The organism is Streptomyces sp. NPDC048481, assembly GCF_043200075.1.
Classification (GTDB): domain Bacteria; phylum Actinomycetota; class Actinomycetes; order Streptomycetales; family Streptomycetaceae; genus Streptomyces.
Genome location: NZ_JBICXC010000008.1, coordinates 78,806 through 102,560 on the forward strand (window position 1 = coordinate 78,806; position 23,755 = coordinate 102,560).

A 23,755-nucleotide genomic window follows, 5' to 3' on the forward strand; every position below is an offset into this window, starting at 1 on the left:
CCCCTCCCCGATTCCCCGTTGCCGTCGTCCCCGAACGGGCCGTCCGTCAGGGCCGGTTGTCCATCCTGCCACGCGCGCGTGGACGGCCGTGGCGGAGCACTGTGCGCGAGAGTGACCAACGCCACGCCCGCTGGCCTTACCATGGCGCGGTGCTGGTCAAGTGGATTCGCTGCACCGTGGTGGACCGCCGCGGTTTCGAACGGGGACAGCGAAAGTGGGCGGGGCTTCTGGGGGAGCCGGGATTTCGGGGACAGGGCGGGGGCTGGAGCAGGGCACGGCCCTCCGTCGCGCATGTCTTCACCTTCTGGGAGAGCCGCGCCTTCTACGACTCCTTCATGGCCCGCTCTCACGACCGGCTGGCGACGGCCCAGTCGGGCACCTTCAAGGATCCCCAGGTGCGGCTCTTCGACTACCGATTCGACGTGAAGACCGGCTTCGAGCCCCGCTTCACCGACTCCGACCTGGTGCGGGTCGCCCTCTGCCGGGTCCACGAAAAGCGCGCCGAGCACTTCACGCTGATGCAGGAGAAGGTGTGGAACCCGGCGATGGCCGGCTCTCCCGGCATGATCCGCGGCCTGTTCGCCGAGGCGCCCGGCCCCGAGTTCCTGGTCCTGTCGATGTGGCGTTCGCAGGCCGAACACGGAAAATACCGGACCGAACGAGTGGAGCGGCTCGCCCTGCGCGCGCAGACGGAGGCCGACGTCTCCTCCATGACCGGCGACATCGTCGAGCTGGAGTCGGCCTGGACGGTGTGAGGACACGGCCGTCCGACGTGCGCCGCCCGCGGCCTTCCGGGAGAGTGTTTGTGTGACCTACGCCGTATGGAGTGCCCACGGGTGCTCGATCGGCCGCCGACCGATCTAGGGTTTTGGCATGGCACGACCACGGCGCATCGTCCTTGTCCGGCACGGGGAGTCAACGGGCAATGTTGATGACACCGTCTACGAGCGTGAACCCGACCACGCACTGGCCCTGACCGAGCGGGGCCGCAGGCAGGCCGAGGAGACGGGAAAGCACCTGCGGGAGGTCTTCGGCCGCGAGCGGGTCAGCGTGTACGTCTCCCCCTACCGGCGCACGCACGAGACCCTCCAGGCCTTCCACCTCGATCCCGAGCTGATACGGGTCCGCGAGGAGCCCCGGCTGCGTGAGCAGGACTGGGGGAACTGGCAGGACCGCGACGACGTCCAGTTGCAGAAGACCTACCGCGACGCCTACGGGCACTTCTTCTACCGCTTCGCGCAGGGCGAGAGCGGAGCGGACGTCTACGACCGGGTCGGCGGCTTCCTGGAGAGCCTGTTCCGCAGCTTCGAGGCCCCCGACCACCCGCCGAACGTCCTGCTGGTGACCCACGGCCTGGCGATGCGCCTGTTCTGCATGCGCTGGTTCCACTGGACGGTGGCCGAATTCGAGTCCCTCGCGAATCCGGGGAACGCGGAGATGCGGATGCTCGTTCTGAAGGACGACGACCGGTACGCCCTCGACCGGCCCTTCGACCGCTGGCGGGAACCGGCGCCCTACGGGATCACCGGCGATAGAGTGGGTGAAAGATGATCGCTGACTCCTCTCCCGCCGGGCGCCTGGAGCGCGCCCTGGCCAGCCTGCGCGGCCTCGCCGTGGGCGACGCCCTGGGCTCACAGTTCTTCGTGCCGGTGAACTATCCGCTGTTGCAGCGCCAGGAGCTGCCGCCCGGCCCCTGGCAGTGGACCGACGACACCGAGATGGCCTGCTCGGTGGTGGCCGTCCTCACCGCCCACCATCGCATCGACCAGGACGCGCTGGCCCGGTCGTTCGCCGAGCACCACGACTTCGACCGCGGCTACGGCCCCGCCGTCAACCGTCTGCTCAGACTGGTCAGAGAGGGCGACGACTGGCGCGAGCTGTCGTCCGCCCTCTTCAACGGCCAGGGATCCTGGGGCAACGGCGCCGCCATGCGGATCGCCCCCCTGGGCGCCTGGTACGCGGACGACCCCGAGCAGGCGACCCACCAGGCGGAGATCTCCTCCTACCCCACGCATCAGCACCGGGAGGCCGTGGTGGGGGCCATGGCCGTGGCCGCGGCCGCCGCGCTGGCGGGCGCTCCGGGCGGACCTCCCTCCGCGGACGCCCTGCTGGACGGCGTCATCGCCCTGGTCCCCAAGAGCGCCGTTCGCGCGGGACTGGGGCGCGCCCGGGACATGCTCGACTACGCGGACGCGGCCACCGTGGCGGCCGTCCTGGGCTGCGGCAGACGCACGTCGGCCCATGACACCGTGCCGTTCGCGCTGTGGTCGGCCGCACGGTCCCTGACCGACTACGAGACGGCCTTCTGGACGACCGCGCAGGTCGGCGGGGACGTGGACACCACGTGCGCCATCGTCGGCGGTGTGCTCGCCGCGGGCAAGGCCGGGGCGCCGCCCGTCGCGTGGACACGGCAGGTGGAGGACCTGCCGGAGTGGCTGTCCGCCTCCGGGTGAGGCAAGGGCCGGAAGACCCGACGGCCGGGAGACCTGAGCGCCGGGAGACCTGAGCGCCGGGAGACCTGAGGGCCGGGAGAACTGAAGGCCGTGAACTCACCGGCCGCTCGGAGCGACGGCCGGGCGGCGACGCCTCGTGCGGCGCCGGTGAGGACGGGTACTGCCGATGACGGCGGCCGTCCGCGGCTGACCGGGCGGCCGGGGCGTCGCCGCACGGGGGCGCGAAAGGCGCACGGCGCGCCCCGCCCGGGCCACCTCACCACGTCGGCGTGCGAACTCTGCGTATTCGGCGGGAACTCTGCGTGACCGCCGGGCGTTGTCCGAACGACCGCTGTGCGACGAATGCCCACAGCGGCCAGGGACTGGGACGACGGGAAACGCAGGGGGTGGGATGTGCGGTACAGGCTGCCGACGATCGTGTCGTGGACGTCGCGGGCGAAGCAGGTGTCAGGGGTGTGGGCGGGCCGGACGGGTCGACCGGGGAGCGGGGGACGCGCCTCCACCGTGAGCGGTGGCGACACTCCGGGGTCGACCCGTGTAGCCGTGCGGTCAGCCCACCACGGGGGCCGCGGTGCCGGACAGCGCCTCGAGGTCGCTCTTGCGGACCCGGATCACGAACCAGGCGGTCGCCAGAGCGAGCACGGCCATTCCGGCGGCCGGGACGAAGGCCGAGGAGATGCCGTGAGCGAGCACCTCGTGCCCCCAGGGCGCGGGCAGTTGATGCGTCCGGGCGAACTCGGCCTTCTGTTCCGGCGATCCCTCTGCGAGGAACTTCGGCAACTGCTTCTCGCCCTCGTCCTTGGCTGCCGTGCCGAAGACCGTCGTGAGAATGGACAGACCGAGCGAACCGCCCACCTGCTGCATGGCGTTGAGCAGACCGGAGGCGGCGCCGGCCTCGTGCGGCGCGACTCCCGCCACCGCGGTGACCGTCGCCGTCACGAAGTTCAGCCCCATGCCGAAACCGAAGATCACCATCGGGCCGAGCACGCCGTTCACGTAAGAGCTGTCCGGGGTGATGAAGGCCTGCCAGGTGAGACCGGTCACGACGAGCGCGGTTCCGGCGACCATGAACGGCTTGGGGCCGAGGACCGGCAGGAACCGCTGCGACAGCCCCGCGCCGACGGCGATGGCGACCGTGACCGGGAGGAACGCGAGGCCGGCCTTGATGGGGCTGTAGCCCAGCACGTTCTGCACGAAGAGCACGATGTAGAAGAACATGCCGAACATGGCCGCGGCGAGGCTCAGCATGATCACGTACGTGCCGGCGCGGTTGCGGTCGGTGAACATTCTGAGCGGGGTGATCGGCTCCTTGGCGCGCCGCTCGGTGAACACGAAGGCGACCAGGAGGACCGCCGCGGCCGCGAAGGCGCCGAGCGTCAGCTCGTCCCGCCAGCCTTCCTCCGCCGCCCTGATGAAGGCGTAGACCAGGGAGGCCATACCGGTCGTGGAGGTCAGCGCGCCGGCGATGTCGAAGCGCCCGGGGTGGCGTTCGGACTCGTTGATGTACATCGGGGCGAGCGTGGCGATGAGTATCCCGATGGGCACGTTGACGAACAGCACCCAGCGCCAGTCGAGCCACTCGGTGAGCATGCCGCCGGCGAGCAGTCCGATGGCGCCGCCGCCCGCGGACACCGCGGCGAACACGCCGAAGGCCCGGTTGCGCTCGGGGCCTTCGGGGAACGTCGTGGTGATGAGCGCCAGCGAGGTGGGCGAGGCGATGGCGCCTCCCATGCCCTGCAGCGCCCGCGCGGCCAGCAACTGCCACGGTTCCTGGGCCAGTCCGCCGAGCAGCGAGGCGAAGGTGAAGAGCAGGATGCCGGCCATGAACACCCTGCGCCGGCCGAGGATGTCGCCGGCGCGGGCGCCCAGCAGCAGCAGGCCGCCGAAGGTGAGCGTGTACGCGCTGACCACCCAGGTGAGGTCGGTGGTGCTGAACTTCAGCGCTCCTTGAATGTGCGGGAGCGCGATGTTCACAATCGTCGCGTCGAGTACCACCATGAGTTGGCAGGCTGCGATGACGGCGAGCGCGATGCCCGGATGTCCCGCCCGCCGGGCGGTACCCGGTTTCTGGTCTTTGATCAACTGAGAGGTTGTCACTGTGAGTCCCCCACAAAAGCGTTAGTGAACGATGGCGTTCACTGGCCCGTCAAAGGTAGTGAGTTCCTCGTAGTGAACGCAAGCGTTCACTTAGGGCGGTTTCCCCCCGGCGAGTCCCCCGCCGCTGCCGCCCTCGGCCTCTCGCTGCTCCCTCCCCGTTCTTTCTGCTCGCTGGAGACACTCAGATGGTTACTTCGCGCTGGACGGCCGCTCCCGCTCAGGCGGCCTCCCCTCGCCGGCGCGGCGCCGTGCTCGAACGTGCGATTCTCGATGCCGCGCTGGAGCAGCTGGGCACCGTCGGCTGGAACGGCCTCACGATGGAGGGCGTCGCGGCCGGCGCCCAGACCGGCAAGGCCGCCGTGTATCGCCGCTGGCCCTCGAAGGAGGACCTCGTGGCCGAGGCCCTGCGGGCGGGGCTGCCGCGGCCGGACGGCGCACCGGACCGGGGGAGCGTGCGTGAGGACCTGCTGGCCCTGTGCCGTGATGCGCGCGACGCCATGTTCTCCCGCCCGGGCCTCGCGCTCCGCTCGGTGATTCACGAATGCGATCCGCATCAGGCGGGGCGTTTCCAGGCCCTGATCTTCGAAGGGGTCGTCGAGCCGACGATCAGGCTCCTGCACGACGTCATCAGCAGGGGGATCCGGCGGGGTGAGGTCCGGGCAGACGCAGCGAACAGCTACGTCTTCGACGCCATGCCGGCCATGATGATGTACCGCTCGAAGATAAGCGCCTGCGAATGGGAAGATCGCGAACTCGAGGAGATGGTGGACCGGCTCATGCTCCCCCTGCTCCGCCCGGACGCACCCTGAGCGCGACCCCGACGCCCGTGCCGTGGCCCGTCAGGGGCCTGGGCCGACCGGGGTGTCGCGAGGGGATCGAGGCGGCGTAACCTAAGGACGCCATGCCGTACGAACCACCCACTCACACCGTCGAGCGCTCCCTTCGCGCCACGACCGGAGCCAAGGTCATCGCCGGCGTCGACGAGGTGGGCCGGGGCGCGTGGGCCGGGCCCGTGACCGTCTGCGCGGCCGTCACCGGACTCCGCCGACCACCCGTCGGCCTCACCGACTCCAAGCTCCTCACCGTCAAGCGTCGCAACGAGCTGTCCGAGGAGCTGCTGGAGTGGGTGACGTCGTACGCCCTGGGGCACGCCTCGCCCGAGGAGATCGACGAACTCGGCATGACGGCCGCCCTGCGGCTCGCCGCCGGACGTGCCCTGGAAGCGCTCCCGGTCCGGCCGGACGCGGTGATCCTCGACGGCAAGCACGACTACCTCGGCACCCCCTGGCGGGTCCGCACGGTGATCAAGGGTGACCAGTCGTGCGTGGCCGTCGCGGCGGCCTCGGTGATCGCCAAGGTCCGGCGCGACAAAATGATGGCCGAACTGGGTGCCGAGCATGCAGACTTCGGCTTTGCGGACAACGCCGGGTATCCGTCACCCGTGCACAAGGCCGCACTGGAGGAGCGGGGGCCCACCCCGTACCACCGTTTGTCGTGGGCGTATCTTGATGCGCTGCCCCAGTGGCGGCACCTCAAGAAGGCCCGCAGCTGGGCGAACGGCAGCGCGCCGGAGGTCGAAGGTCAACTCGGCTTCGACTTCTGACCGTTCCGTTCGCACTGATGTGCCACCCGCTGGCGCGTGCCGCACCAACGTTTGATAGACAACAGCTCATGCCTCTCATTCCCGAGGAGCCTCAGATTCACGAGAGTGCCCAGGGTCCCCGCGCCACTCCGGCCAGCGGCCGCACCGCGCCGACCCCCCGACCCGTACCCGGACCCCGTCCCGCGGCTCCGTCGCGTCCCGGTCGTCCCGGACCCCTCCGGCCCACGCCGCCGGCGCAACGCGCGCCGCGTGACACGGCCGCCAAGCCCGGGCCCACGGCCCCGGCCGCTCCCGCCGCGCCTGCACCGGCGGCGGCTCAGGTCCAGCTGATCCCGGCCTCGGCCGAGGGTGCGCTGGACGCCGCCGAGGAGGCCGTGGACCTCCTCCTGGACTCCGGGCGCGCTCCCGGTGACGTGCTGGTGATCACGACCGGCGAACGCCACCCGTGGGCCGCCCACGAGCTGTCCTTCGGCGAGGCGCCCTACTGGGCGCAGCACGACGCCGGGGACGACGTCTTCTACGCCGACGCCGCCGCGGTGGCCCGGGCGGGCGTGCGCCCGGTCGTCGTCGTCGCCTTCAACGGCGGACCCGACACCGCGGCAGCCACCGTCCTGCCCCTGGCCCTGGCGCGCGCCTCGGCACTGCTGATCGTCTGCGGCGACCCGCAGCGGATCAAAGGGGTGCTGGGCGCGGGCGTCTGAGCCCCTCCCGGCAGGCCTCGAGGCACGGAGCTTCTGAAGAGGCGTCGCGGACACGCGACGCCTCTTCGGCACCCCCGTCCGGACGACCCCGACTGCCCCCTGTGACTGTTGACCCCGACTGCTACCCGCGGGTTTGCTGGGCCGATGTCCCGCCTTCGCATCGACAGGGTGGACGGCGACGCCACCGTCCACGACTGGCAGTACGTCCACAACCTCGTCATCCCCACGCACCACCGGTCGCTCGCCGAGGTGCGTGAGCGGTGCCGGCACCACGTTCTCGAGGTCGCCCATCTCGGCGAGACCCTGATCGGATGCACGACGGTCCGCCCGCCCACCGGCGAGACGCCCGTGGCGACCGTCATCGCCCGAGTCCTCCCTGGCCACCGTGGCCGTGGATTCGGTGCGGAACTCTATGAGCGTGGTCTCGCGCAGGCGAGGCAGCTCGGAGCCGAGGTCATCGAGACAGTGGTGCTGGCATCCAACACGGACGGCCTCCGCTTCGCGCGGCAGCGCGGCTTCATGGAGATCGACGAGTACCTGTTGCGGGGCGAGACGATTCCCTGGATCGATCTCCGCCTGAAGGACGAGAACGAGGTCCCGCACTGAACCGCACTGAACCAGGCGCCCGGTTTCGGGGCGTGCGCCTCGGGCTGGGCGCCCCGTCCCGTGCGCGGACCGCTCGCCCGACCTGTCATGCGACCGATCGTCCGATGCGCCCGACCGTGCCATGCAGGTCACCGTCCGACGTGCCCAACCGTCCGAGGCGTCCAACCGTCCGAAGAGCCCCGTCGGTTGGTGAGGCGCGGGTCGAGTCCTCGGGTGCCGGGCGCTCGTCGGTCAGCCGGTCACCGGGCGGCCGCGCGACGCATCACCTCGGAGGCGGATCCGCCGGTCCGCGGGAGCGGCGGCGGAGCCTCGGACAGGGCGAAGGGCTCCGGAACCGAATCCGCGTTGGGCCGCCGTCCGCCGCGCCCCTCGCCGAGGACCTGCCAGCCGTCCCGGGTCAGAGTGATGTACGCCCCGCAGCGCAGACCGTGCAAGGTGCAGGCGTCCCGAAGGCCCCACATCCACGCCCCGTCCTCCTCCGTCCAGCGCGCGTCGCCGTCACGGCAGTAGAGCAGCACGGCCGTACGCACCGGGGTACGCAGGCGAAGGTCGTGAGGTATGACCCGGCGTAGCTGGGCCAGCAGCGCGTTGCGGAACACCCAGCCGTCACTCGAAGCCTGGCGTCGGGTGAACGAAGCGCTGGCCCGCACTCGCTCGTCCGGGTCGAGGACCGCCACGATCGCCGTGGTCGGCCGCGGCCGGTGTCGCGAGTGCAGTCCGCTGACGACTTCCCGCGGGTTGCGCAGCAGGGGTATCCCGGCCGCGGCCCACTCGGCAGGCTCGAGCAAGCGGTTGGCGGAGGTGGCGGACGTGGACGTCGACAACGATGCCGCCGAGGACGGAGCGAATCCGAAGGTCACGATCCTCCCTTCGGCTACGGCCCACACTGCGGGCGGGTCGGATTCGGGGGAGCGCACGCCGCAGCAGAGCCCAACCGGACTGCGGGCCGAGCCGTGCGGGGAGCGGACTTCAATTCTTCCTGCCGAACTTGGATGCGGCAACGAGCAATTGGGGCCACCGACCGGTATATGGCGGTGAGAGGCTTATATCCCTACCCAGTGTTTCGCCGGAGGATGCACGAGTCGACGTTCAAGGCTTGTAAGTGCGTCCAGGACGGGAGATCCGACGCCCGTTCTCCCGCAGAGGCCGAGGACGCGGGCCGGTCCGTCACGCGGCGACGGGCTGCCTCGGCGGCCGCTCGGGCGTGACCCGGCGGTGGGTCGCCGGCCGTCGATCGTCGGCCGCCGGTCTTCCGCTGCCGATGCCGGCCGCCGCACGGACCAGGGGTCGGCCTGTGGATGTGGCGGTCGGCGTCTCTGCGTCAGCCCTGCAAGGCCAGAACCAGCGGCAACACCCCTTGCGCGCCCGCCCGTCGCAGCATCCGGGCCGTGACCGCGAGGGTCCAGCCCGTCTCCGTGTAGTCGTCCACGAGGAGGACCGGGCCCGGGGTCTCGGCGAGGGACGCGGCGAGCGCGGGGGGCACTTGCAGCATGCCGTCGAGGGCCTTGAGGCGTTGGGCGCTGTTGCTGCGGGAGATCGGCGTGGCGTCGGCGGTGTACTCCACCTCGCCCAGCAGGGGCAGCCGGCCGACTTCCGCGATCCGCGCGCCCAGCGAGTGGACCAGCCGCGGTCGTGTGCGGGAGGCGACGGTGACCACGCCGACCGGGCGCGGTGAGGCGTCCGCCGCTCCGGAGGCCCAACCGCCGGGCCCCTTCGCCCAGTCCGCCAGCACTTCGACCACGGCTCTGGCCACGTCGTCCGGAACCTGCGCGTCCGGGGCCTGCGGGGTCAGCATCGGGCGCAGCCGGTTGCCCCAGCCGATGTCCGACAGGCGCCCCAGGGCCCTCCCGGGCGCCGCCTGCTCGCTCGCCGGGATGCGCCCCTTGAGGTCCATGCCGATGGCGGCCAGCCCGGTGGGCCACATCCGGCGGGGCTCCACCTCGACGCCCGCACGGCCCAGGTCCGTCCGTGCGGCGTCCAGTGCGGCGGAGGACGTGTCGGCTGCGTATCGGGCTCCCGCGCAGTTGTCGCACCGGCCGCACGGTTTGGCGCCTTCGTCGTCCAGCTGGCGCTGGAGGAACTCCATCCGGCACTCGGTCGTCGACGCGTACTGCCGCATCGCCTCCTGCTCGGCCCTGCGCTGCCGCGCGACCCACGCGTACCGCTCGGTGTCGTACTGCCACGGCCGGCCGGTGGACAGCCAGCCGCCCTTGACCCGCTTCACCGCCCCGTCGACGTCGAGAACCTTGAGCATGGTCTCCAGACGGGAACGGCGCAGTTCCACCAAGGGTTCCAGGGCGGGCAGGGACACGGGGCGCTGCGCCTGGGCGAGGACGTCGAGAGTGCGTCGCACCAGCTCCTCGGACGGGAAGGCGAGCGACGCGAAGTACTCCCAGATCGCCTCGTCCTCCCGTCCCGGCAGCAGGAGCACCTCCGCGTGCTCGACGCCGCGTCCGGCACGGCCGACCTGCTGGTAGTACGCGATGGGGGAGGAGGGGGAACCGAGGTGTACGACGAACCCCAGATCCGGCTTGTCGAAGCCCATACCGAGAGCGGAGGTCGCGACCAGCGCCTTCACCTTGTTGGCCAGCAGATCCTCCTCCGCCTGCTGTCGGTCGGCGTTCTCGGTGCGGCCCGTGTACGAGGCGACGACGTGGCCGCGCTGCCGGAGGAAGGCGGTGACCTCCTCCGCCGCGGCCACCGTGAGCGTGTAGACGATCCCTGAGCCGGGGAGTTCGTCGAGATGGTCGGCGAGCCAGGCCATCCGGTGCGCCGCGTCGGGCAGCCGCAGCACGTTCAGGCTGAGGCTCTCGCGATCCAGCGGACCGCGCAGCACGAGGGCGTCCGAGGCGCCCCCGGTGCCGAGCTGCTCGGCGACGTCCGCGGTCACGCGCGCATTGGCGGTCGCGGTCGTCGCGAGGACCGGTACGCCCTGCGGGAGATCGGTGAGCATCGTCCGCAGCCGGCGGTAGTCCGGCCGGAAGTCGTGGCCCCAGTCGGAGATGCAGTGGGCCTCGTCGACCACGAGCAGCCCGGTGGCGGCGGACAACGCGGGCAGCACCTGGTCACGGAAGTCCGGGTTGTTGAGGCGCTCCGGACTGACCAGCAGGACATCGACCTCGCCCGCCGCGATCTCGCCCTGCACGGTCTCCCACTCCTCCGTGTTCGAGGAGTTGATGGTCCGCGCACGGATACCGGCCCGGGCCGCGGCGTCGACCTGGTTGCGCATCAGGGCGAGCAGGGGGGAGACGATCACGGTGGGACCGGAGCCACGGGCGCGGAGCAGGGAGGTCGCCACGAAGTAGACCGCGGACTTCCCCCATCCCGTCCGCTGGACCACCAGGGCCCGACGCCGGTCGGCGACCAGCGCCTCGATCGCCCGCCACTGGTCCTCCCGCAGCCGGGCCGCGCCCGAGGCGTCGCCGACGAGGCGGGCGAGGACGGCGTCGGCGTCAGCCCGGAGATCCGTGTTGCTCGTGTGCTCCATGCCTCCATACAACAGGACGGCGCTGACAATCCGGTCACGGCCGTTGTGGGAGCAGGGCTCCGAGGGGTTTCGGGTCCCGACGGCCCGGCTTGCCTGACATGTCCGTGATCGGAGTTATCCACAGGTCGAGCGGGATTTCGTCATCCGCGAGATCGTCTGCGCATGACGAATCACAGCGAATCCACGGGCTCCTCCGACAACGGCGACATCGCCCGACGCGACGACTGGGAAGCCCAAGAACTTCACCAAGGGCAGTGGACGGAGACCGGCGGCCACACCGCACACGTGAGTCACCCGATGTACGACGGTGAGGCCGAGTACGGCACCGCCCAGGCCGTCCACCGGGTCACTCTGCGATCTCCGGACGAACTCGCCGACGCGCTGCCCTACCTGCTCGGATACCGGCCCGAGGACAGCATCGTGCTGGTGGCCCTGCACGACCGCGGCGGGCGAGGACGCTTCGGCGGCCGGGCCAGGCTCGGCATCCCGGCCAGCCCGGACGACTGGGGCGCCGTCGCACAGCAACTGGCAGAGGGCCTGGTCAGGGGCAGCGAACGCAGGGGCAACCGTCCCGCGCAGATGGTCGCCTATCTGTGCCAGGATCCGGCGCGGGGCGAGACCGGCCGCCAGGTCATGGAACGCCTGAAGCCGCTCGCCGAGCAGCTGCGTCTCGCGTGCGGCCGTCTCGACATCCCGGTGATCGAAGCGCTCTGCATCGCGGACGGCCGCTTCTGGTCGTACTGCTGCGCCGGCGAGGGCTGCTGCCCGGTCGAGGGCGTCCCGATGGGCCTGCCGGGAACCTCGGTGCTGGCCGCCGCCGCGACCTACGCGGGGATCCAGGTCCGAGGCACCCTGCGCGAGCTGCGGGCCAGGCTGCAGCCGCTGGAGACCGGCGCGGCGCTGGAGCAGGAAGTCGCGCTGGACACCGCCGCCATGGAGCTGGTCCCGAGGATCCTCGACGACGAGAGTCGTGCCGCGGTGGCCGCCGAGACGCTCCAGCTCGCCGCACAAGCCATGCGGCGGCTCGCCGAGGCGCCCGTGGTGTCGGGCGTGCTCCTCGCCGACCACCGGGACGACGAGCTGATCGGATGCGATGAGGCCGCGGCTCTGATCCTCGGCCTTCAGGACCGTACGACGCGCGACCGGGCGGCCGAGTGGATGGAGGGCGACGAGGCGGCTCCCGCGCTGCGTCTGTGGCGAGCAGTGGCACGACGTTGTGTCGGGCCCTACGCGGAACACGCGGCCGCGCCGCTGACCCTGGCGGGGTGGGTCGCCTGGTCCGGCGGTGACGAACTCGAGGCGAGGGAGGCGTTCGCCATGGCCCTGGGCGTGGACCCCGGCTATCTCTTCGCCCGCCTGCTGCACCAGGCCTGCAACGAAGGCCTCGACCCCGAGGCGGTACGACGCTGCCTACGCGCCGAACGAGACGGGCGAGTCGCACGCGACGGACGCAACGGAGAGGACGGGAACGAAGGAGGCGCAGGCGGCGAAGCAGACGACGGACGCGGACGTCGTGCGGTATTGGCCTGGGAGCGCGGGACCGACGGGCACCCCGCGCCCATGGAGGCCGATCGAGCCGCTGAACCCGATGAAGCCGCCGAATCCGACGGAGCCGGAGTGACCGCCGTGCCCGGCGGGCGCGACGACCCGGGCGACGGGGGCGGCGTCGACGGGACCGACGGCATGGTCCGTCCTCCTGTCGTCGAGGACACCGCGGACGCCGAGGGCTCGGACCGGCACGACTCACCGGTCAGGACCCCAGGGTCTTTGCCGCCTGCCGTCCACCCGACCCTCCGCAGGCGTCGCCGTCCCCGTCCCACCGCTGTGGGGACCGAGCCCGCTTCGGCTGCGGAAGGAGGCAGGGAAGGGCAGGGCCCTCGAACGCACGCGCCCCGTCACCGTTCGGCGCCGACGAACGCCGTGCGTCCCGGTCCCCCGAGCCGTGCGGGATCACGCACGCGGCCCGGAGCGGCTCTCCCCGTACGACGTCAGCGTGACGGAGGGGAAGGCGTGCGATTCCGGGCGGGCGAAACCCCGGGCAATACCTGACGCTCCGTCGCTGCACGCGCGCGCCGACGGGACCCCGAGTTCCCCTGGCCGACTCGGCCCCGACCGACTCTCCCCAGCCGATTCCCGCCTGTCCATCCCCTCCCTGCCCATCGCCCTCGCGCCCGCCCCCGCCACGTCCGGTCCCGTCCCGTCCAGCCCTGCCGCGTGCAGCCCTGCCATGTCCGATTCGTCCTGCCCGGCCGGAGCGCTGTGGAGGCGGCCGCCATTCGGTGGGGCCTTCCGGCCGGGGGCGTGACCTGGGGGAGTCCCGCCCCGTTCACCTGAGTGGCGGATTGCCGGCTCGGACACGCCACCGCAGCTCACCCGCCCCGCCGGAGCCTCCCATCAGGCCTCGATCCAGCACGAGGCGTACAGAGAGCAGAAGAAGTCACCGCATGCACCAGCCGACTCCGTCCTCCGCCGCCGACGTTCATCTCGGCATCGACGCACTCTCCGGTCCCGATGAAAGCTCCGCCGCCGTCCGCCGGGCGCCCCATGACACGGATGCCGACCGGCTGTCTCCCGGCCGGCAACTTCCCGACCGACGCCCTCCTGACCGAGAACCTCCGGATCACCGCACCCCGCCCCACCGGCTTCAGCCGCCCGGCACGGTCGGCCGTCCGCCGACGGCCATCGCCGGAAGCAGTACCCCGTCGCAGGCGTCACCCGGCGCACCGCGCGTCGCGGGCCTGCCGCCCGCCCACACGGCGATGATCTGTGTCGCCCTGCCCGGTCTCGCCATCTCGACGGAACAGGGGCAGCTGACGGGACACGGCCTGGAGGGCTTCTACCGGGCGGGGCGGCGGGTCCTGTCCCGGTGCCAGCTGCGGGTGGCAGGACGAGAACCCCTGGTAGTGCAGGCCCGGATGACGCTGGCCGACTCCGCGCGCTTCGTCGGCACCCTGCGGGTCACCCCGCACGGCGGCCCGGATCCGGACGTGATCGTCGAGCGGATCCGGTCCGCGGACGGCACGGAGCGGATCACCCTGCGCAGTACCGCCGCACGGCCGTTGCGCCTCCCGGTCGAGGTGACCCTGGGGACCGATCTGGCCGACCTGGGGGCGATCGCCGCGGGGGCCGCCGGTCCCGAACTGCCCGCCAGCGTCTACGACTCGGGTTTGCGCTGGTCCTGTGCCGCCGGGACCTCGAGCGTCATCGCCGAGCCCGCGCCCGCCGACGCGATCGCCTCCGCGGGGCTGCTGCGCTGGGAGTTCGAAGTGCCCCCGGGAGGCAGCGTCCACGTGGAGTTGAGGGTCCGGCTGGAGGGCGCCGGCCCGGTGCGCGCCGTCGGCCGCGCGGCGACGAGCCCTCTGGCGTCGGCGCAGGCCACGGGCGACGACCCCCGTGTCAGAGCTCTGCTGGCGCGGAGCGTCCAGGATCTGCGGGCCCTGCTGGTGCGCGATCCCGAGCGTCCCGCGGACGCCCACCTGGCGGCCGGCGCACCCTGGCGCTGCGGGCTGGCTCCGGCCGAGGCGCTCGCCGCGGCCCGGATGACACTGCCACTGGGCACCCGTCTCGCCGCGGGAACGCTGCGCACGCTCGCCCGCACCCAGGTCACCGGCTCGGGACCGAGGTGCGGGCTGATCCCCGGACCGCGACGGGACGCGGGCGTGCACCTGCCGCCCGCCTGTACAGGGACGGAGGCCACGCTGCTCTTCCCGGTGCTTCTCGCGGAGGCCCGCCGGTGGGGTCTGCCCGACAGCGACACGGAGGAACTGCTCCCAGCAGCCGAACGCTGTCTGACATGGCTGCGCGCCTCGGTCGGCGACGGCCCCTACCTGCGGGACCCGCAGCCCAACGGTCCCGTCCGCTGCGAGACCCAGGCCCACGCCCACCGTGCCGCGCTCCTGGGCGCAGACCTGCTCGACGCCTGCGGGGGAGCGGGCGACGGCGGGCTGCGGGAATGGGCCAGGACAGCGCGCGCGGTGTTCCGCCGGGACTTCTGGATCGACGACGGGGCGGGCGGCCGGCCCGCGGCCGCCCTCGGCCCCGACGGGCGGCCGTTGCCGCACCTCTGCGCGACGACCGTCCACATCCTCGACACCGGGCTGCTCGGCGGCGGCGCCCACGCCCCGGGGCTGCTGGACAAGGTGCAGACCGAACAACTGGCCCGGTTGCTCGGAAGCCCCGCCATGGACTCCGGCTGGGGCCTTCGCGGGCTGGGGGTGAAGGAGGCGGGTCACAACCCGTTCGGTCACCGCAGCGGCGCGGTCCGGGTCCATGAGACGGCGATCGCCGTCGCCGGCCTGGCGGCCACGGGCTACGAAAGGGAGAGCGTGGCCCTGCTGCGTGGCGTACTGGCGGCGTCCGACGCCTTCGGCCATCGCCTGCCCGAGATGTACGCGGGGGAGCAGCGCGCCGCCGGAAACGCGCCCCTTCCTCATCCGGCCGCCTGCCGCCCGGCGGCCACCGCGGCGGCGGCCGGGGTCCTGCTTCTGACCACACTCGTCGGCGTCCGCCCCGACGCCCCCGCCGGAACGGTCACCCTGCGCCCGCTGCCCAGCGCGCCGCTGGGAGAGATCGGGCTGACGGGGCTGCGGGTCGCGGACGCGCCCTTCTCCGTACGGGTCAGTCGGCTCGGACTCGCCATGGTGGAGGAGGCTGCCGAAGGCCTGCAACTGGGGGTGTGACCCCCTATGACCTCGGAAGACGTCGACCAGGTGGGGAGCGGCCCGGGCCGCGACGACCGGGCGGGGCCGCGGCGGACCAGCCGTCGATGCGACCGGCGAAAGGAGTGTTTATCGTCAGGGAGACGACTATGATCACCGCATGCCCTACGACCCGTCAGCCTTTCCGCCCTTCGCCGTCACCGTGGACCTGGTCGTGCTGACCGTGCGCCGTCACGCCCTGTGCGCGCTGGCGGTGCGCAGGGGCGAGGCGCCGTACAAGGGACGGTGGGCACTGCCCGGCGGGTTCGTGCGAGCCGACGAGGACCTGACGCAGGCGGCGGCGCGGGAACTGGCCGAGGAGACCGGTCTGCACGCCCACGGCCCTTCCGTCCCCGCTCAGGACAACGGCGCCCACCTGGAGCAGCTCGCCACCTACGGCGATCCCGGACGCGACCCCCGGATGCGTGTCGTCAGCGTCGCGCATCTCGCACTGGCCCCGGACCTCCCGGCTCCGCGGGCGGGCGGTGACGCCAGCAACGCGCGCTGGGCGCCCGTCGAGGAACTGCTGCAGCAGGCGGGCCACGGCCGCGACGACGAGACGGCCGCACCGCTCGCCTTCGATCACGCGCAGATCCTCGCGGACGGGGTGGAGCGAGCGCGATCCAAGATCGAGTACTCGTCCCTCGCGACCGCGTTCTGTCCCACGGAGTTCACGGTGGGCGAGCTGCGCCGGGTCTACGAGGCGGTGTGGGGCGTGGCGCTCGACCCGCGCAACTTCCACCGCAAGGTGACCGGTACGCCGGGCTTCCTGGTGCCCACCGGCGGCACCACCACCCGGCAGGGCGGCCGCCCGGCCCAGCTCTTCCGTGCCGGCGGCGCGACCTTGCTCAACCCGCCCATGCTGCGCCCCGAGGTCTGAGGGGCGCACAGGTGGCGTCCGTGGGCCGCCCGCCGGGTGGGGGCGCTCACGAACCCGACCGTGCGGTGAACGGAAAAAACGGACATAGCGCGCTATCTTGCTTCGGGTGATCCAGGCCTTCGGACTGACCAGTAACTCCCGCAAGGCGCTTCCGCCCGCCGTCGACGACGTCTCCTTCGAGGCGCGCGCGGGCCGCGTCACCGTGCTGCTCGGAGCGCCGGGCGCGGGCAAGACCACCGTGCTGAGACTACTGCTAGAACTCCAACAGGGCCGTGGCCTCGCCTACTTCAGAGGCCGTCCCCTGCACCGCATCGCGCACCCTTCGCGCGAGGTCGGCGTCCTCCTCGGTGACGTGCCGGGGCATCCCGCCCGAACGGTCCGCGGTCATCTGCGCATGCTGTGCGCGGCCGTCGGCGTGCCCGTCCGGCGGGCCGACGAGGTGCTGGAGGTCGTCGGCCTGGTCAGCCTGCGCGACGAACGCCTCGGCACCCTCTCCCGCGGCGTCGACCGGCGGCTCGGTCTGGCCTGTGCCCTCCTCGCAGATCCGCACACGCTCGTCCTCGACAACCCGGCCGACGGGCTGTCCGAGCGGGAAAGCCGGTGGCTGTTCGGCATGCTGCGCGCACACGCCTCCCAGGGCGGCACGGTCCTGACCACCACGGCCGATCCCAAGGAGGCGGCCCGCACCGCCGACCACGTCGTCACCCTCCACAGGGGACGGCTCGTCGCCGATCAGGAGGCCGCCGACTTCGCCCGCACGCGGCTGCGCCCCCGTGTGGCGGTGCGTACTCCCCATGCCGTCCGCCTGGCCGCCCTCCTCACCCAGGAGGCCCGGGTGGGCCGGCGTTCGGTCGAGGTCGTTCAGGAGGACGACAACCGCCTCTCCGTGTACGGCAGCACGTGCGCCCTCATCGGCGAGACGGCGTTCCGGCACGGGGTTCTCGTCCACCAACTGGCCGATGAAACAGGGGACATGGGCCCGGGGGCCGCCGGGCCGGACCCGGTGTCCCCGCACGCCGCGCGCGCGGAAGCGGGGACGCACAGCTCGGGTGTCGCGCAGCCGAGCCCGCCGTCCGCCGCGCGAACCGTCGTGGGCGTCCACGCGAAGGGCTCGGACGGTCCGGAGCCGTCACAGGGCGCAGGCATGCCGGAGAGCACGCGGACTTTTGCCGCTGTCGAGTCTCCTGCGGCCCATGGTGAACCGCGACGGCCGTCCACCGCCGCCCACCGACTCGCCGAGGCGCCTTCTGCTGACCTTTCTCAGCTTCGGGGAGGAGGCCCTCGGCCCGATGCCGCAGCCGCGAACAGGGAAACCGAGCCCGCATCCCCGAACGCGACGACCGTGAACGTCGCGCCGGTGAGCACGCCGACGGCGAATGCGTCCTGCCCGAGCACTCAGCCCGCGAACGCCGCCTCCGTGAACACGCCGACCGCGAACGGGTCCTGCACGAAGGCACCGACCGCGAACGGGTCGTCCTCGAACGCGCCGAGCGCGAAGGCGGCCGTGCACACGCCGACCGCGGACGCGCCCACCGCGGCCGCGGCCCTCGCCGTGGAGGCACGCCGGTCCACCGCGCCCCCCGTCCTGCCGTCCGCACGGCGCACGCCCCGAGTCTCAGGCTCCCGCACCCCCGACGCCCTGCCCGACCTGCCACCCCCCATCTCCGTACGTGCCGCTCCCAGCCCCCTGCGTCCCCTGCGCTACGAACTCCGTCGCGCCGCCGGGATCAGCACCGGCTTCGTCACCGGTGCCGTCGTCCTGCTCGTCTCCGCCGTCACCACCCTGTTCCTGGCCCACGCCGGACACACCCCGCAGGCGCGGCTGCTGGCCGCCTGGCCCGTGGAGCTGCCGCTGCCGCCGGTGGCGCTCGGCGCAGGGCTGCTCGGCGCGCTGTCCTTCGGCGACGAGTTCCGCCACCCCGCCCTGGCCGCGGACCGCGGCACCGTCCCCCGCAGGCTCGGGGTGCTCACCGCCAAACTCGTCGTCGCCGCCCTCACCGCCGTGACGCTGGCCTTTCTCACGGTGGGCTGCGACGCCGAGGTGCTCTATCTCGTCTACGGACGGGAGCTCACCCGAGTTCCCGCGGACTGGATGGCGCTGAGTGCGAGTTGGCTCGCCCTCGTGGTCGGCTGCGCCTGGGCCGGTGTGCTGGCGGCCGGGGTCTTCCGCTCCACGACGGCCGGGCTGTCGGCGGTGCTTGCCGTGCCGGTGGTCGTCGTGCCCGTCGTACAGGGGCTCGTCGGCAGCACGTCCGTGCGGACGGCGGCCGGTACGTCCGTGCGGCTGCGGGAGACGCTCCTCGTGCAGTGGCCCTTCGGGGGAGAGCGGTATCTGGCGGCCGCGGCACGCGTGATCGCTCAACCCGTCGGCGGGGCGATGACCTTGTCTCTCACCGCCCTGGTGTGCGCGTATGTGGTCACCACGCTGCGCAGCAGGGTCCGATGACGACCGTCCCCGGCCGATCCCGTCCTGGCATGTGCGCAACTCCCCACAGAAAGCCCGTTTCTTTCCGATAAGGCGTCAATTGCGACGGGGTGAGCGATCACCCTTTCGTGTGCTTTTCACCAAAGACCTCAAGGCAGTTGGAGGCAGCGCCGACAAAGGATCCGTGAGTACCCTTGCGCACACCATGATGACCGCCGCCCGCTCCGCCGACTCCGGTCTGGCCGGCCCGGGCGGGCTCGACCGCTACCCCTACGCCGAGGCCCCCGCCGCCGACCGCGTCGGAGCTCCCGTCTGGGAGTCCGCCGACCCCGAGTTGGGCCGCATGGGGCGCCGCGCCACGGGCAGCCGAGGCCGCGGGCTGCACGGCCAACTCGTCCAGCAGCTCGGACAGATGATCGTCTCGGGCGACCTGGGGGCCGACCGCCCGCTGGTTCCCGAGGAGATCGGGCAGCGGTTCGAGGTGTCCCGGACCGTCGTCCGGGAGTCGCTGCGCGTCCTCGAAGCCAAGGGCCTGGTCAGTGCCCGACCGAACGTCGGCACCCGTGTGCGTCCCGTGAGCGACTGGAACCTCCTCGATCCCGACATCATCGAGTGGCGCGCCTTCGGCCCCCAGCGCGACGACCAGCGTCGCGAGCTGAGCGAGCTGCGCTGGACGATCGAGCCGCTGGCCGCGCGCCTCGCCGCCGGCCACGGGCGGGCCGACGTCCAGCAGCGCCTGTCCGACATGGTCGAGATCATGGCCCACGCGGTGGGTCAGGGGGACGTGCTGACGTACTCCCGGGCCGATACCGAGTTCCACTCCCTGCTCATCCAGGTCGCGAGCAACCGCATGCTGGAGCACCTCTCGGGGATCGTGTCCTCCGCCCTGCAGGTCTCCGGCGGTCCGGTCGCGGGGTGCGAGCGCCCCAACGACGCCTCGCTCTCCCATCACGGCAGGATCGTGGACGCGCTGGCCGCGGGCGACGGCGCCGCGGCGGAGGCGGCCATGCGGCAGCTGCTCACCGTGCATCCCGAGGTGGAGCGCGTCGTGCCGGCGCCGCGCGAGCACTGACCGCCTCCGCGGGGGGAACGGTCCGCGGACATCCTGTCCCGCCTCGACCCGCCGCGCGACGCGCCCGTCCTCTCGTCGGACCCCGCAGGACCCGCCACGGGGCCTGCGGGGTCCGACGGCCGAGTGGGGGAGATTCGGCCAGGGATGCGACGGGGCACAAGGGGGATTCGGCCGCGGAGGCTCGGGTAGACACCACGAGTGACCGCCTCTGCCCGTGTCTGACCGTTTTTAGCTACTTACGGGGTGTGACTCGGGCCACGAAGATTGGGCGTAACGCTTGTGGAAACAACGCGATGACCTAAGAGGTGACTGCCGCGGAGGGAATACGGACGCCGTTCAAGGCGCTGTGAATCCTCCCGGTCCCCGCCCGCACCGTCGACCCGTCCCCAGGTCGGTGGTCGGCCCCTGTTCCTCTGCGAACGGGGCCGGAAGCCGTTTTCCAACGTTCCGAGAGGTTGTTCGTGTCGGCCAGCACATCCCGTACGCTCCCGCCGGAGATCGCCGAGTCCGTCTCTGTCATGGCGCTCATTGAGCGGGGAAAGGCTGAGGGGCAGATCGCCGGCGACGATGTGCGTCGGGCCTTCGAAGCTGACCAGATTCCGGCCACTCAGTGGAAGAACGTACTGCGCAGCCTCAACCAGATCCTCGAGGAAGAGGGTGTGACGCTGATGGTCAGTGCCGCGGAGCCCAAGCGCACCCGAAAGAGCGTCGCAGCGAAGAGTCCGGCCAAGCGCACCGCCACCAAGACGGTCGCGGCGAAGACGGTGACCACGCGGAAGGCCACCGCCACCACCGAGGCCGCTCCCGCCGCCCCCGCTGTGGACGACGCAGAGGAAGCCGCCCCCGCCAAGAAGGCGGCTGCCAAGAAGACGACGGCCGTCAAGAAGACGGCGGCCAAGAAGACCGTCGCCACGAAGAAGACGGCGGCGAAGAAGACCACCGCCAAGAAGGACGACGCCGAGCTGGTCGAGGAAGAGGTCCTCGAAGACGCTCCCAAGGCCGAGGGCGAGCCCGAGGGTGGCACCGAGAGCGCCGGCTTCGTCCTGTCCGACGAGGACGAGGACGACGCGCCCGCGCAGCAGGTCGCGGCCGCGGGCGCCACCGCCGACCCGGTCAAGGACTACCTCAAGCAGATCGGCAAGGTCCCGCTGCTCAACGCCGAGCAGGAGGTCGAGCTCGCCAAGCGCATCGAGGCCGGTCTGTTCGCCGAGGACAAGCTGGCCAACGCCGACAAGCTCGCGCCGAAGCTCAAGCGCGAGCTGGAGATCATCGCCGAGGACGGCCGCCGCGCCAAGAACCACCTCCTGGAGGCCAACCTCCGCCTGGTGGTCTCCCTGGCCAAGCGCTACACCGGCCGCGGCATGCTCTTCCTGGACCTCATCCAGGAGGGCAACCTCGGTCTGATCCGCGCGGTCGAGAAGTTCGACTACACCAAGGGCTACAAGTTCTCCACGTACGCCACCTGGTGGATCCGTCAGGCCATCACCCGCGCGATGGCCGACCAGGCCCGCACCATCCGTATCCCGGTGCACATGGTCGAGGTCATCAACAAGCTCGCGCGCGTGCAGCGCCAGATGCTCCAGGACCTGGGCCGCGAGCCCACCCCGGAGGAGCTGGCCAAGGAACTCGACATGACCCCGGAGAAGGTCATCGAGGTCCAGAAGTACGGCCGCGAGCCCATCTCGCTGCACACCCCTCTGGGCGAGGACGGCGACAGCGAGTTCGGCGACCTCATCGAGGACTCCGAGGCCGTCGTGCCGGCCGACGCGGTCAGCTTCACGCTCCTCCAGGAGCAGCTGCACTCGGTGCTCGACACCCTGTCCGAGCGGGAGGCGGGCGTCGTCTCCATGCGATTCGGTCTCACCGACGGCCAGCCGAAGACCCTTGACGAGATCGGCAAGGTCTACGGCGTGACGCGCGAGCGCATCCGCCAGATCGAGTCCAAGACCATGTCGAAGCTGCGCCACCCGTCCCGTTCGCAGGTACTGCGCGACTACCTCGACTAAACGGTCGCAGTAACAGCGCGCCGAAGGCCCGGACCCCGCTGGGGGCCGGGCCTTCGGCATGGACGCGCGGGTGCGGCTCCGGACGCCCTGAATCACTGTGGGTGTTCATCGATCACTTCGAGTGAGGAGCGCGCATGCGTCGTTGTCTGGTCCGGGCGCTGTCCCGGCCGTTGATCCTGGCGGCCGCCGCGATGGCCATACCGCTGGCCTCCGCCGCCCCGGCGGCCTCCGACGGCATCGTCCTGGGGGGTGTCCCCATCGACGTCGCCCAGGCCCCGTGGGTCGTCGCCCTGTCCAGCCGTGACCGGTTCGGAGGTACGCGCTCGGGCCAGTTCTGCGGAGGTGTCGCCGTCGGCCGGTCCACCGTCCTCACGGCGGCCCACTGCATGGGCGAGGACGTCCTGGGCGTGCCGCCGGGGCAACTGTCCGACCTGAGGGTCGTCGCGGGCCGTACGGATCTGCACTCGGCAGCGGGGCAGGAGATCGCGGTGCGCAGCGTCTGGGTGAACCCGGGCTACGACAGCTCCAGCAACGCCGGAGACTTCGCCGTGCTCAGCCTGGCCGAACCGCTCGCGACGACCGTGGTCGCCCCCATGGCCGCCGCCGGAGACCCGGCCTACGCGCCGGGCTCGGAAGCCGTCGTATACGGCTGGGGGGACACCACGGGATTCGGGGCCTACGCCCACAGCCTGCGGGCGGCGGGGGTGCACGTCCTGGCCGACACGCTCTGCGAGCGGGCGTACCCCGGGTCCGCCGACGGTGCCTACGACGCGCGGAGCATGGTGTGCGCGGGGGAGGCGCGGGGCGGTCCCGACGCGTGTCAGGGCGACAGTGGCGGGCCGCTGGTCGCTCAGGGCCGGCTCATCGGACTCGTGTCCTGGGGCAGCGGCTGCGGGCGGCCCGGCAGCCCAGGCGTCTACACACGCGTCTCGGACGCCCTGCGGACGCTGCACTGGGATGCCGGCACCAGAAGCCCTCACGAGGCCCCTGAGGGTGCCTGAGCGGGTTCCTGCGGCGGGCCTGCGTGAGGCCGGGCCCGCCGCCTTCACATGCGCGGGCGGCCGCCCCCGGAATCGGGGACGGCCGCCCGTACGCCGGCCTGTGCCGGTCTGGCTCGTCGTGGACGCGTCGGATCAGCGCTCTTCTTCGGAGGCGGACACGGGAACGGTCGTCAGCCGCTCCGTCTCGTCCTGTATCTCAGCGGCGATCTTCTTGAGTTCCGGCTCGAACTTGCGGCCGTGGTGGGCGCAGAAGAGCAGTTCTCCGCCGCTGAGCAGGACGACGCGCACGTACGCCTGGGCGCCGCAGCGGTCGCAGCGGTCAGCGGCCGTCAGCGGGCTCGCGGGGGTCAGAACAGTAGTCACGTCGCCTCTTCTCTAGCTCGACGAGCTGTCGTACCAGGGTCAACATCCAACCAGCCCCAAAACGTTCCCGCTCGTGGCTTTTCCTCGAAAAAACTTTTCCGAGGCGGCCGTCTGCTGCCGGTTTGGCGGCGAATGTGCCGTATCGCGTGGTCTGTGGTGCTTACGGTTTCGCGCTGTCGGTCATGGTCCGGTCCCTCCGGCTGGCTTGCCGGTTTGTTCATGAGGACGTGCCCGGAGCCTAAATGGTTCATGCCCCGAAGGGAACGTGACATGTACTTCACTCCATCGAGGGATCGAACATGCATACGATGCTGGACTAGTGTGAGTTCAGACGCGAGGGTGGCGTGCCAACGGCTCTACCAGG

General features: G+C 71.8%; 18 protein-coding genes. 14 read left to right on the forward strand and 4 right to left on the reverse strand.

Going from position 1 to position 23,755, the window contains the following annotated elements; translation table 11 throughout:
* Positions 1 to 149: 149 nt before the first annotated feature.
* The 3 genes from ACGFSH_RS23740 (at position 150) to ACGFSH_RS23750 (ending at position 2,453) form a co-directional block, all read left to right on the forward strand.
* Complete coding sequence (locus ACGFSH_RS23740) at positions 150 to 755, forward strand: YdbC family protein (protein WP_393351782.1); 606 nt, start codon at positions 150 to 152, stop codon at positions 753 to 755.
* Between the two features lie 118 nt (positions 756 to 873).
* Positions 874 to 1,551 (forward strand): histidine phosphatase family protein, encoded by a 678-nt coding sequence (locus ACGFSH_RS23745; RefSeq protein ID WP_393351784.1) that lies wholly within the window; start codon positions 874 to 876, stop codon positions 1,549 to 1,551.
* On the forward strand, positions 1,548 to 2,453 hold the full coding sequence (locus tag ACGFSH_RS23750) for an ADP-ribosylglycohydrolase family protein (protein WP_393351786.1): 906 nt from the start codon (positions 1,548 to 1,550) through the stop codon (positions 2,451 to 2,453). The genes ACGFSH_RS23745 and ACGFSH_RS23750 overlap by 4 nt, the downstream gene beginning before the upstream one ends.
* A gap of 549 nt (positions 2,454 to 3,002) precedes the next feature.
* Here the strand turns inward: ACGFSH_RS23750 and ACGFSH_RS23755 are convergent.
* A complete protein-coding gene (locus ACGFSH_RS23755; protein WP_393351788.1) occupies positions 3,003 to 4,550 on the reverse strand; it encodes an MFS transporter in 1,548 nt (515 codons plus the stop codon).
* 185 nt (positions 4,551 to 4,735) lie between these two features.
* On the opposite strand from ACGFSH_RS23755, the gene ACGFSH_RS23760 reads away from it, so the two are divergent.
* From ACGFSH_RS23760 to ACGFSH_RS23775, 4 genes are all read left to right on the forward strand, one after another.
* Positions 4,736 to 5,359 (forward strand): TetR/AcrR family transcriptional regulator, encoded by a 624-nt coding sequence (locus ACGFSH_RS23760; RefSeq protein WP_393351790.1) that lies wholly within the window; start codon positions 4,736 to 4,738, stop codon positions 5,357 to 5,359.
* Positions 5,360 to 5,451: 92 nt separating this feature from the next.
* Positions 5,452 to 6,153, forward strand: coding sequence for a ribonuclease HII (locus ACGFSH_RS23765; RefSeq protein WP_393351792.1), 702 nt, complete (start codon positions 5,452 to 5,454; stop codon positions 6,151 to 6,153).
* A gap of 68 nt (positions 6,154 to 6,221) precedes the next feature.
* On the forward strand, positions 6,222 to 6,854 hold the full coding sequence (locus tag ACGFSH_RS23770) for a hypothetical protein (RefSeq protein ID WP_393351795.1): 633 nt from the start codon (positions 6,222 to 6,224) through the stop codon (positions 6,852 to 6,854).
* 144 nt (positions 6,855 to 6,998) lie between these two features.
* Positions 6,999 to 7,460, forward strand: a complete 462-nt coding sequence (locus ACGFSH_RS23775; protein WP_393351798.1) for a GNAT family N-acetyltransferase — start codon at positions 6,999 to 7,001, stop codon at positions 7,458 to 7,460.
* Between the two features lie 239 nt (positions 7,461 to 7,699).
* Here the strand turns inward: ACGFSH_RS23775 and ACGFSH_RS23780 are convergent, their stop codons facing one another.
* Positions 7,700 to 8,320 carry a hypothetical protein gene (locus ACGFSH_RS23780; RefSeq protein ID WP_393351801.1) on the reverse strand — a complete coding sequence of 207 codons (621 nt, stop codon included), beginning with the start codon at positions 8,318 to 8,320 and terminating at the stop codon, positions 7,700 to 7,702.
* A 461-nt stretch (positions 8,321 to 8,781) separates the two neighbouring features.
* Positions 8,782 to 10,947 carry a RecQ family ATP-dependent DNA helicase gene (locus ACGFSH_RS23785; protein ID WP_393351804.1) on the reverse strand — a complete coding sequence of 722 codons (2,166 nt, stop codon included), beginning with the start codon at positions 10,945 to 10,947 and terminating at the stop codon, positions 8,782 to 8,784.
* A gap of 162 nt (positions 10,948 to 11,109) precedes the next feature.
* Between ACGFSH_RS23785 and ACGFSH_RS23790 the strand changes: the two genes are divergently transcribed.
* The 7 genes from ACGFSH_RS23790 (at position 11,110) to ACGFSH_RS23820 (ending at position 23,028) form a co-directional block, all read left to right on the forward strand.
* On the forward strand, positions 11,110 to 12,996 hold the full coding sequence (locus ACGFSH_RS23790; RefSeq protein WP_393351807.1) for a DUF4192 domain-containing protein: 1,887 nt from the start codon (positions 11,110 to 11,112) through the stop codon (positions 12,994 to 12,996).
* Positions 12,997 to 13,706: 710 nt separating this feature from the next.
* On the forward strand, positions 13,707 to 15,626 hold the full coding sequence (locus ACGFSH_RS23795; protein WP_393351810.1) for a glycogen debranching N-terminal domain-containing protein: 1,920 nt from the start codon (positions 13,707 to 13,709) through the stop codon (positions 15,624 to 15,626).
* A gap of 139 nt (positions 15,627 to 15,765) precedes the next feature.
* Entirely contained in the window at positions 15,766 to 16,524 is a 759-nt protein-coding gene (locus ACGFSH_RS23800; RefSeq protein WP_393351813.1) for an NUDIX domain-containing protein, read from the forward strand.
* 106 nt (positions 16,525 to 16,630) lie between these two features.
* Positions 16,631 to 18,970, forward strand: a complete 2,340-nt coding sequence (locus tag ACGFSH_RS23805; protein ID WP_393351815.1) for an ATP-binding cassette domain-containing protein — start codon at positions 16,631 to 16,633, stop codon at positions 18,968 to 18,970.
* A gap of 163 nt (positions 18,971 to 19,133) precedes the next feature.
* Positions 19,134 to 20,021 carry a FadR/GntR family transcriptional regulator gene (locus ACGFSH_RS23810; protein ID WP_393351818.1) on the forward strand — a complete coding sequence of 296 codons (888 nt, stop codon included), beginning with the start codon at positions 19,134 to 19,136 and terminating at the stop codon, positions 20,019 to 20,021.
* A gap of 461 nt (positions 20,022 to 20,482) precedes the next feature.
* Positions 20,483 to 22,027, forward strand: coding sequence for an RNA polymerase sigma factor (locus ACGFSH_RS23815; protein WP_393351820.1), 1,545 nt, complete (start codon positions 20,483 to 20,485; stop codon positions 22,025 to 22,027).
* 134 nt (positions 22,028 to 22,161) lie between these two features.
* A complete protein-coding gene (locus ACGFSH_RS23820; RefSeq protein WP_393351822.1) occupies positions 22,162 to 23,028 on the forward strand; it encodes a serine protease in 867 nt (288 codons plus the stop codon).
* A 132-nt stretch (positions 23,029 to 23,160) separates the two neighbouring features.
* On the opposite strand, the gene ACGFSH_RS23825 is transcribed toward ACGFSH_RS23820, so the two are convergent.
* Positions 23,161 to 23,391 (reverse strand): hypothetical protein, encoded by a 231-nt coding sequence (locus ACGFSH_RS23825; RefSeq protein WP_069767438.1) that lies wholly within the window; start codon positions 23,389 to 23,391, stop codon positions 23,161 to 23,163.
* Positions 23,392 to 23,755 lie beyond the last annotated feature (364 nt).

Excerpts from the sequence above, each read along its gene's own strand:
- ACGFSH_RS23745 (WP_393351784.1), top strand. The coding sequence starts at position 874 with ATGGCACGACCACGGCGCATCGTCCTTGTCCGGCACGGGGAGTCAACG.
- ACGFSH_RS23750 (WP_393351786.1), top strand. The coding sequence starts at position 1,548 with ATGATCGCTGACTCCTCTCCCGCCGGGCGCCTGGAGCGCGCCCTGGCC.
- ACGFSH_RS23760 (WP_393351790.1), top strand. The coding sequence starts at position 4,736 with ATGGTTACTTCGCGCTGGACGGCCGCTCCCGCTCAGGCGGCCTCCCCT.
- ACGFSH_RS23765 (WP_393351792.1), top strand. The coding sequence starts at position 5,452 with ATGCCGTACGAACCACCCACTCACACCGTCGAGCGCTCCCTTCGCGCC.
- ACGFSH_RS23770 (WP_393351795.1), top strand. The coding sequence starts at position 6,222 with ATGCCTCTCATTCCCGAGGAGCCTCAGATTCACGAGAGTGCCCAGGGT.
- ACGFSH_RS23775 (WP_393351798.1), top strand. The coding sequence starts at position 6,999 with ATGTCCCGCCTTCGCATCGACAGGGTGGACGGCGACGCCACCGTCCAC.
- ACGFSH_RS23785 (WP_393351804.1), bottom strand. The coding sequence starts at position 10,947 with ATGGAGCACACGAGCAACACGGATCTCCGGGCTGACGCCGACGCCGTC.
- ACGFSH_RS23790 (WP_393351807.1), top strand. The coding sequence starts at position 11,110 with ATGACGAATCACAGCGAATCCACGGGCTCCTCCGACAACGGCGACATC.
- ACGFSH_RS23795 (WP_393351810.1), top strand. The coding sequence starts at position 13,707 with ATGATCTGTGTCGCCCTGCCCGGTCTCGCCATCTCGACGGAACAGGGG.
- ACGFSH_RS23800 (WP_393351813.1), top strand. The coding sequence starts at position 15,766 with ATGCCCTACGACCCGTCAGCCTTTCCGCCCTTCGCCGTCACCGTGGAC.
- ACGFSH_RS23820 (WP_393351822.1), top strand. The coding sequence starts at position 22,162 with ATGCGTCGTTGTCTGGTCCGGGCGCTGTCCCGGCCGTTGATCCTGGCG.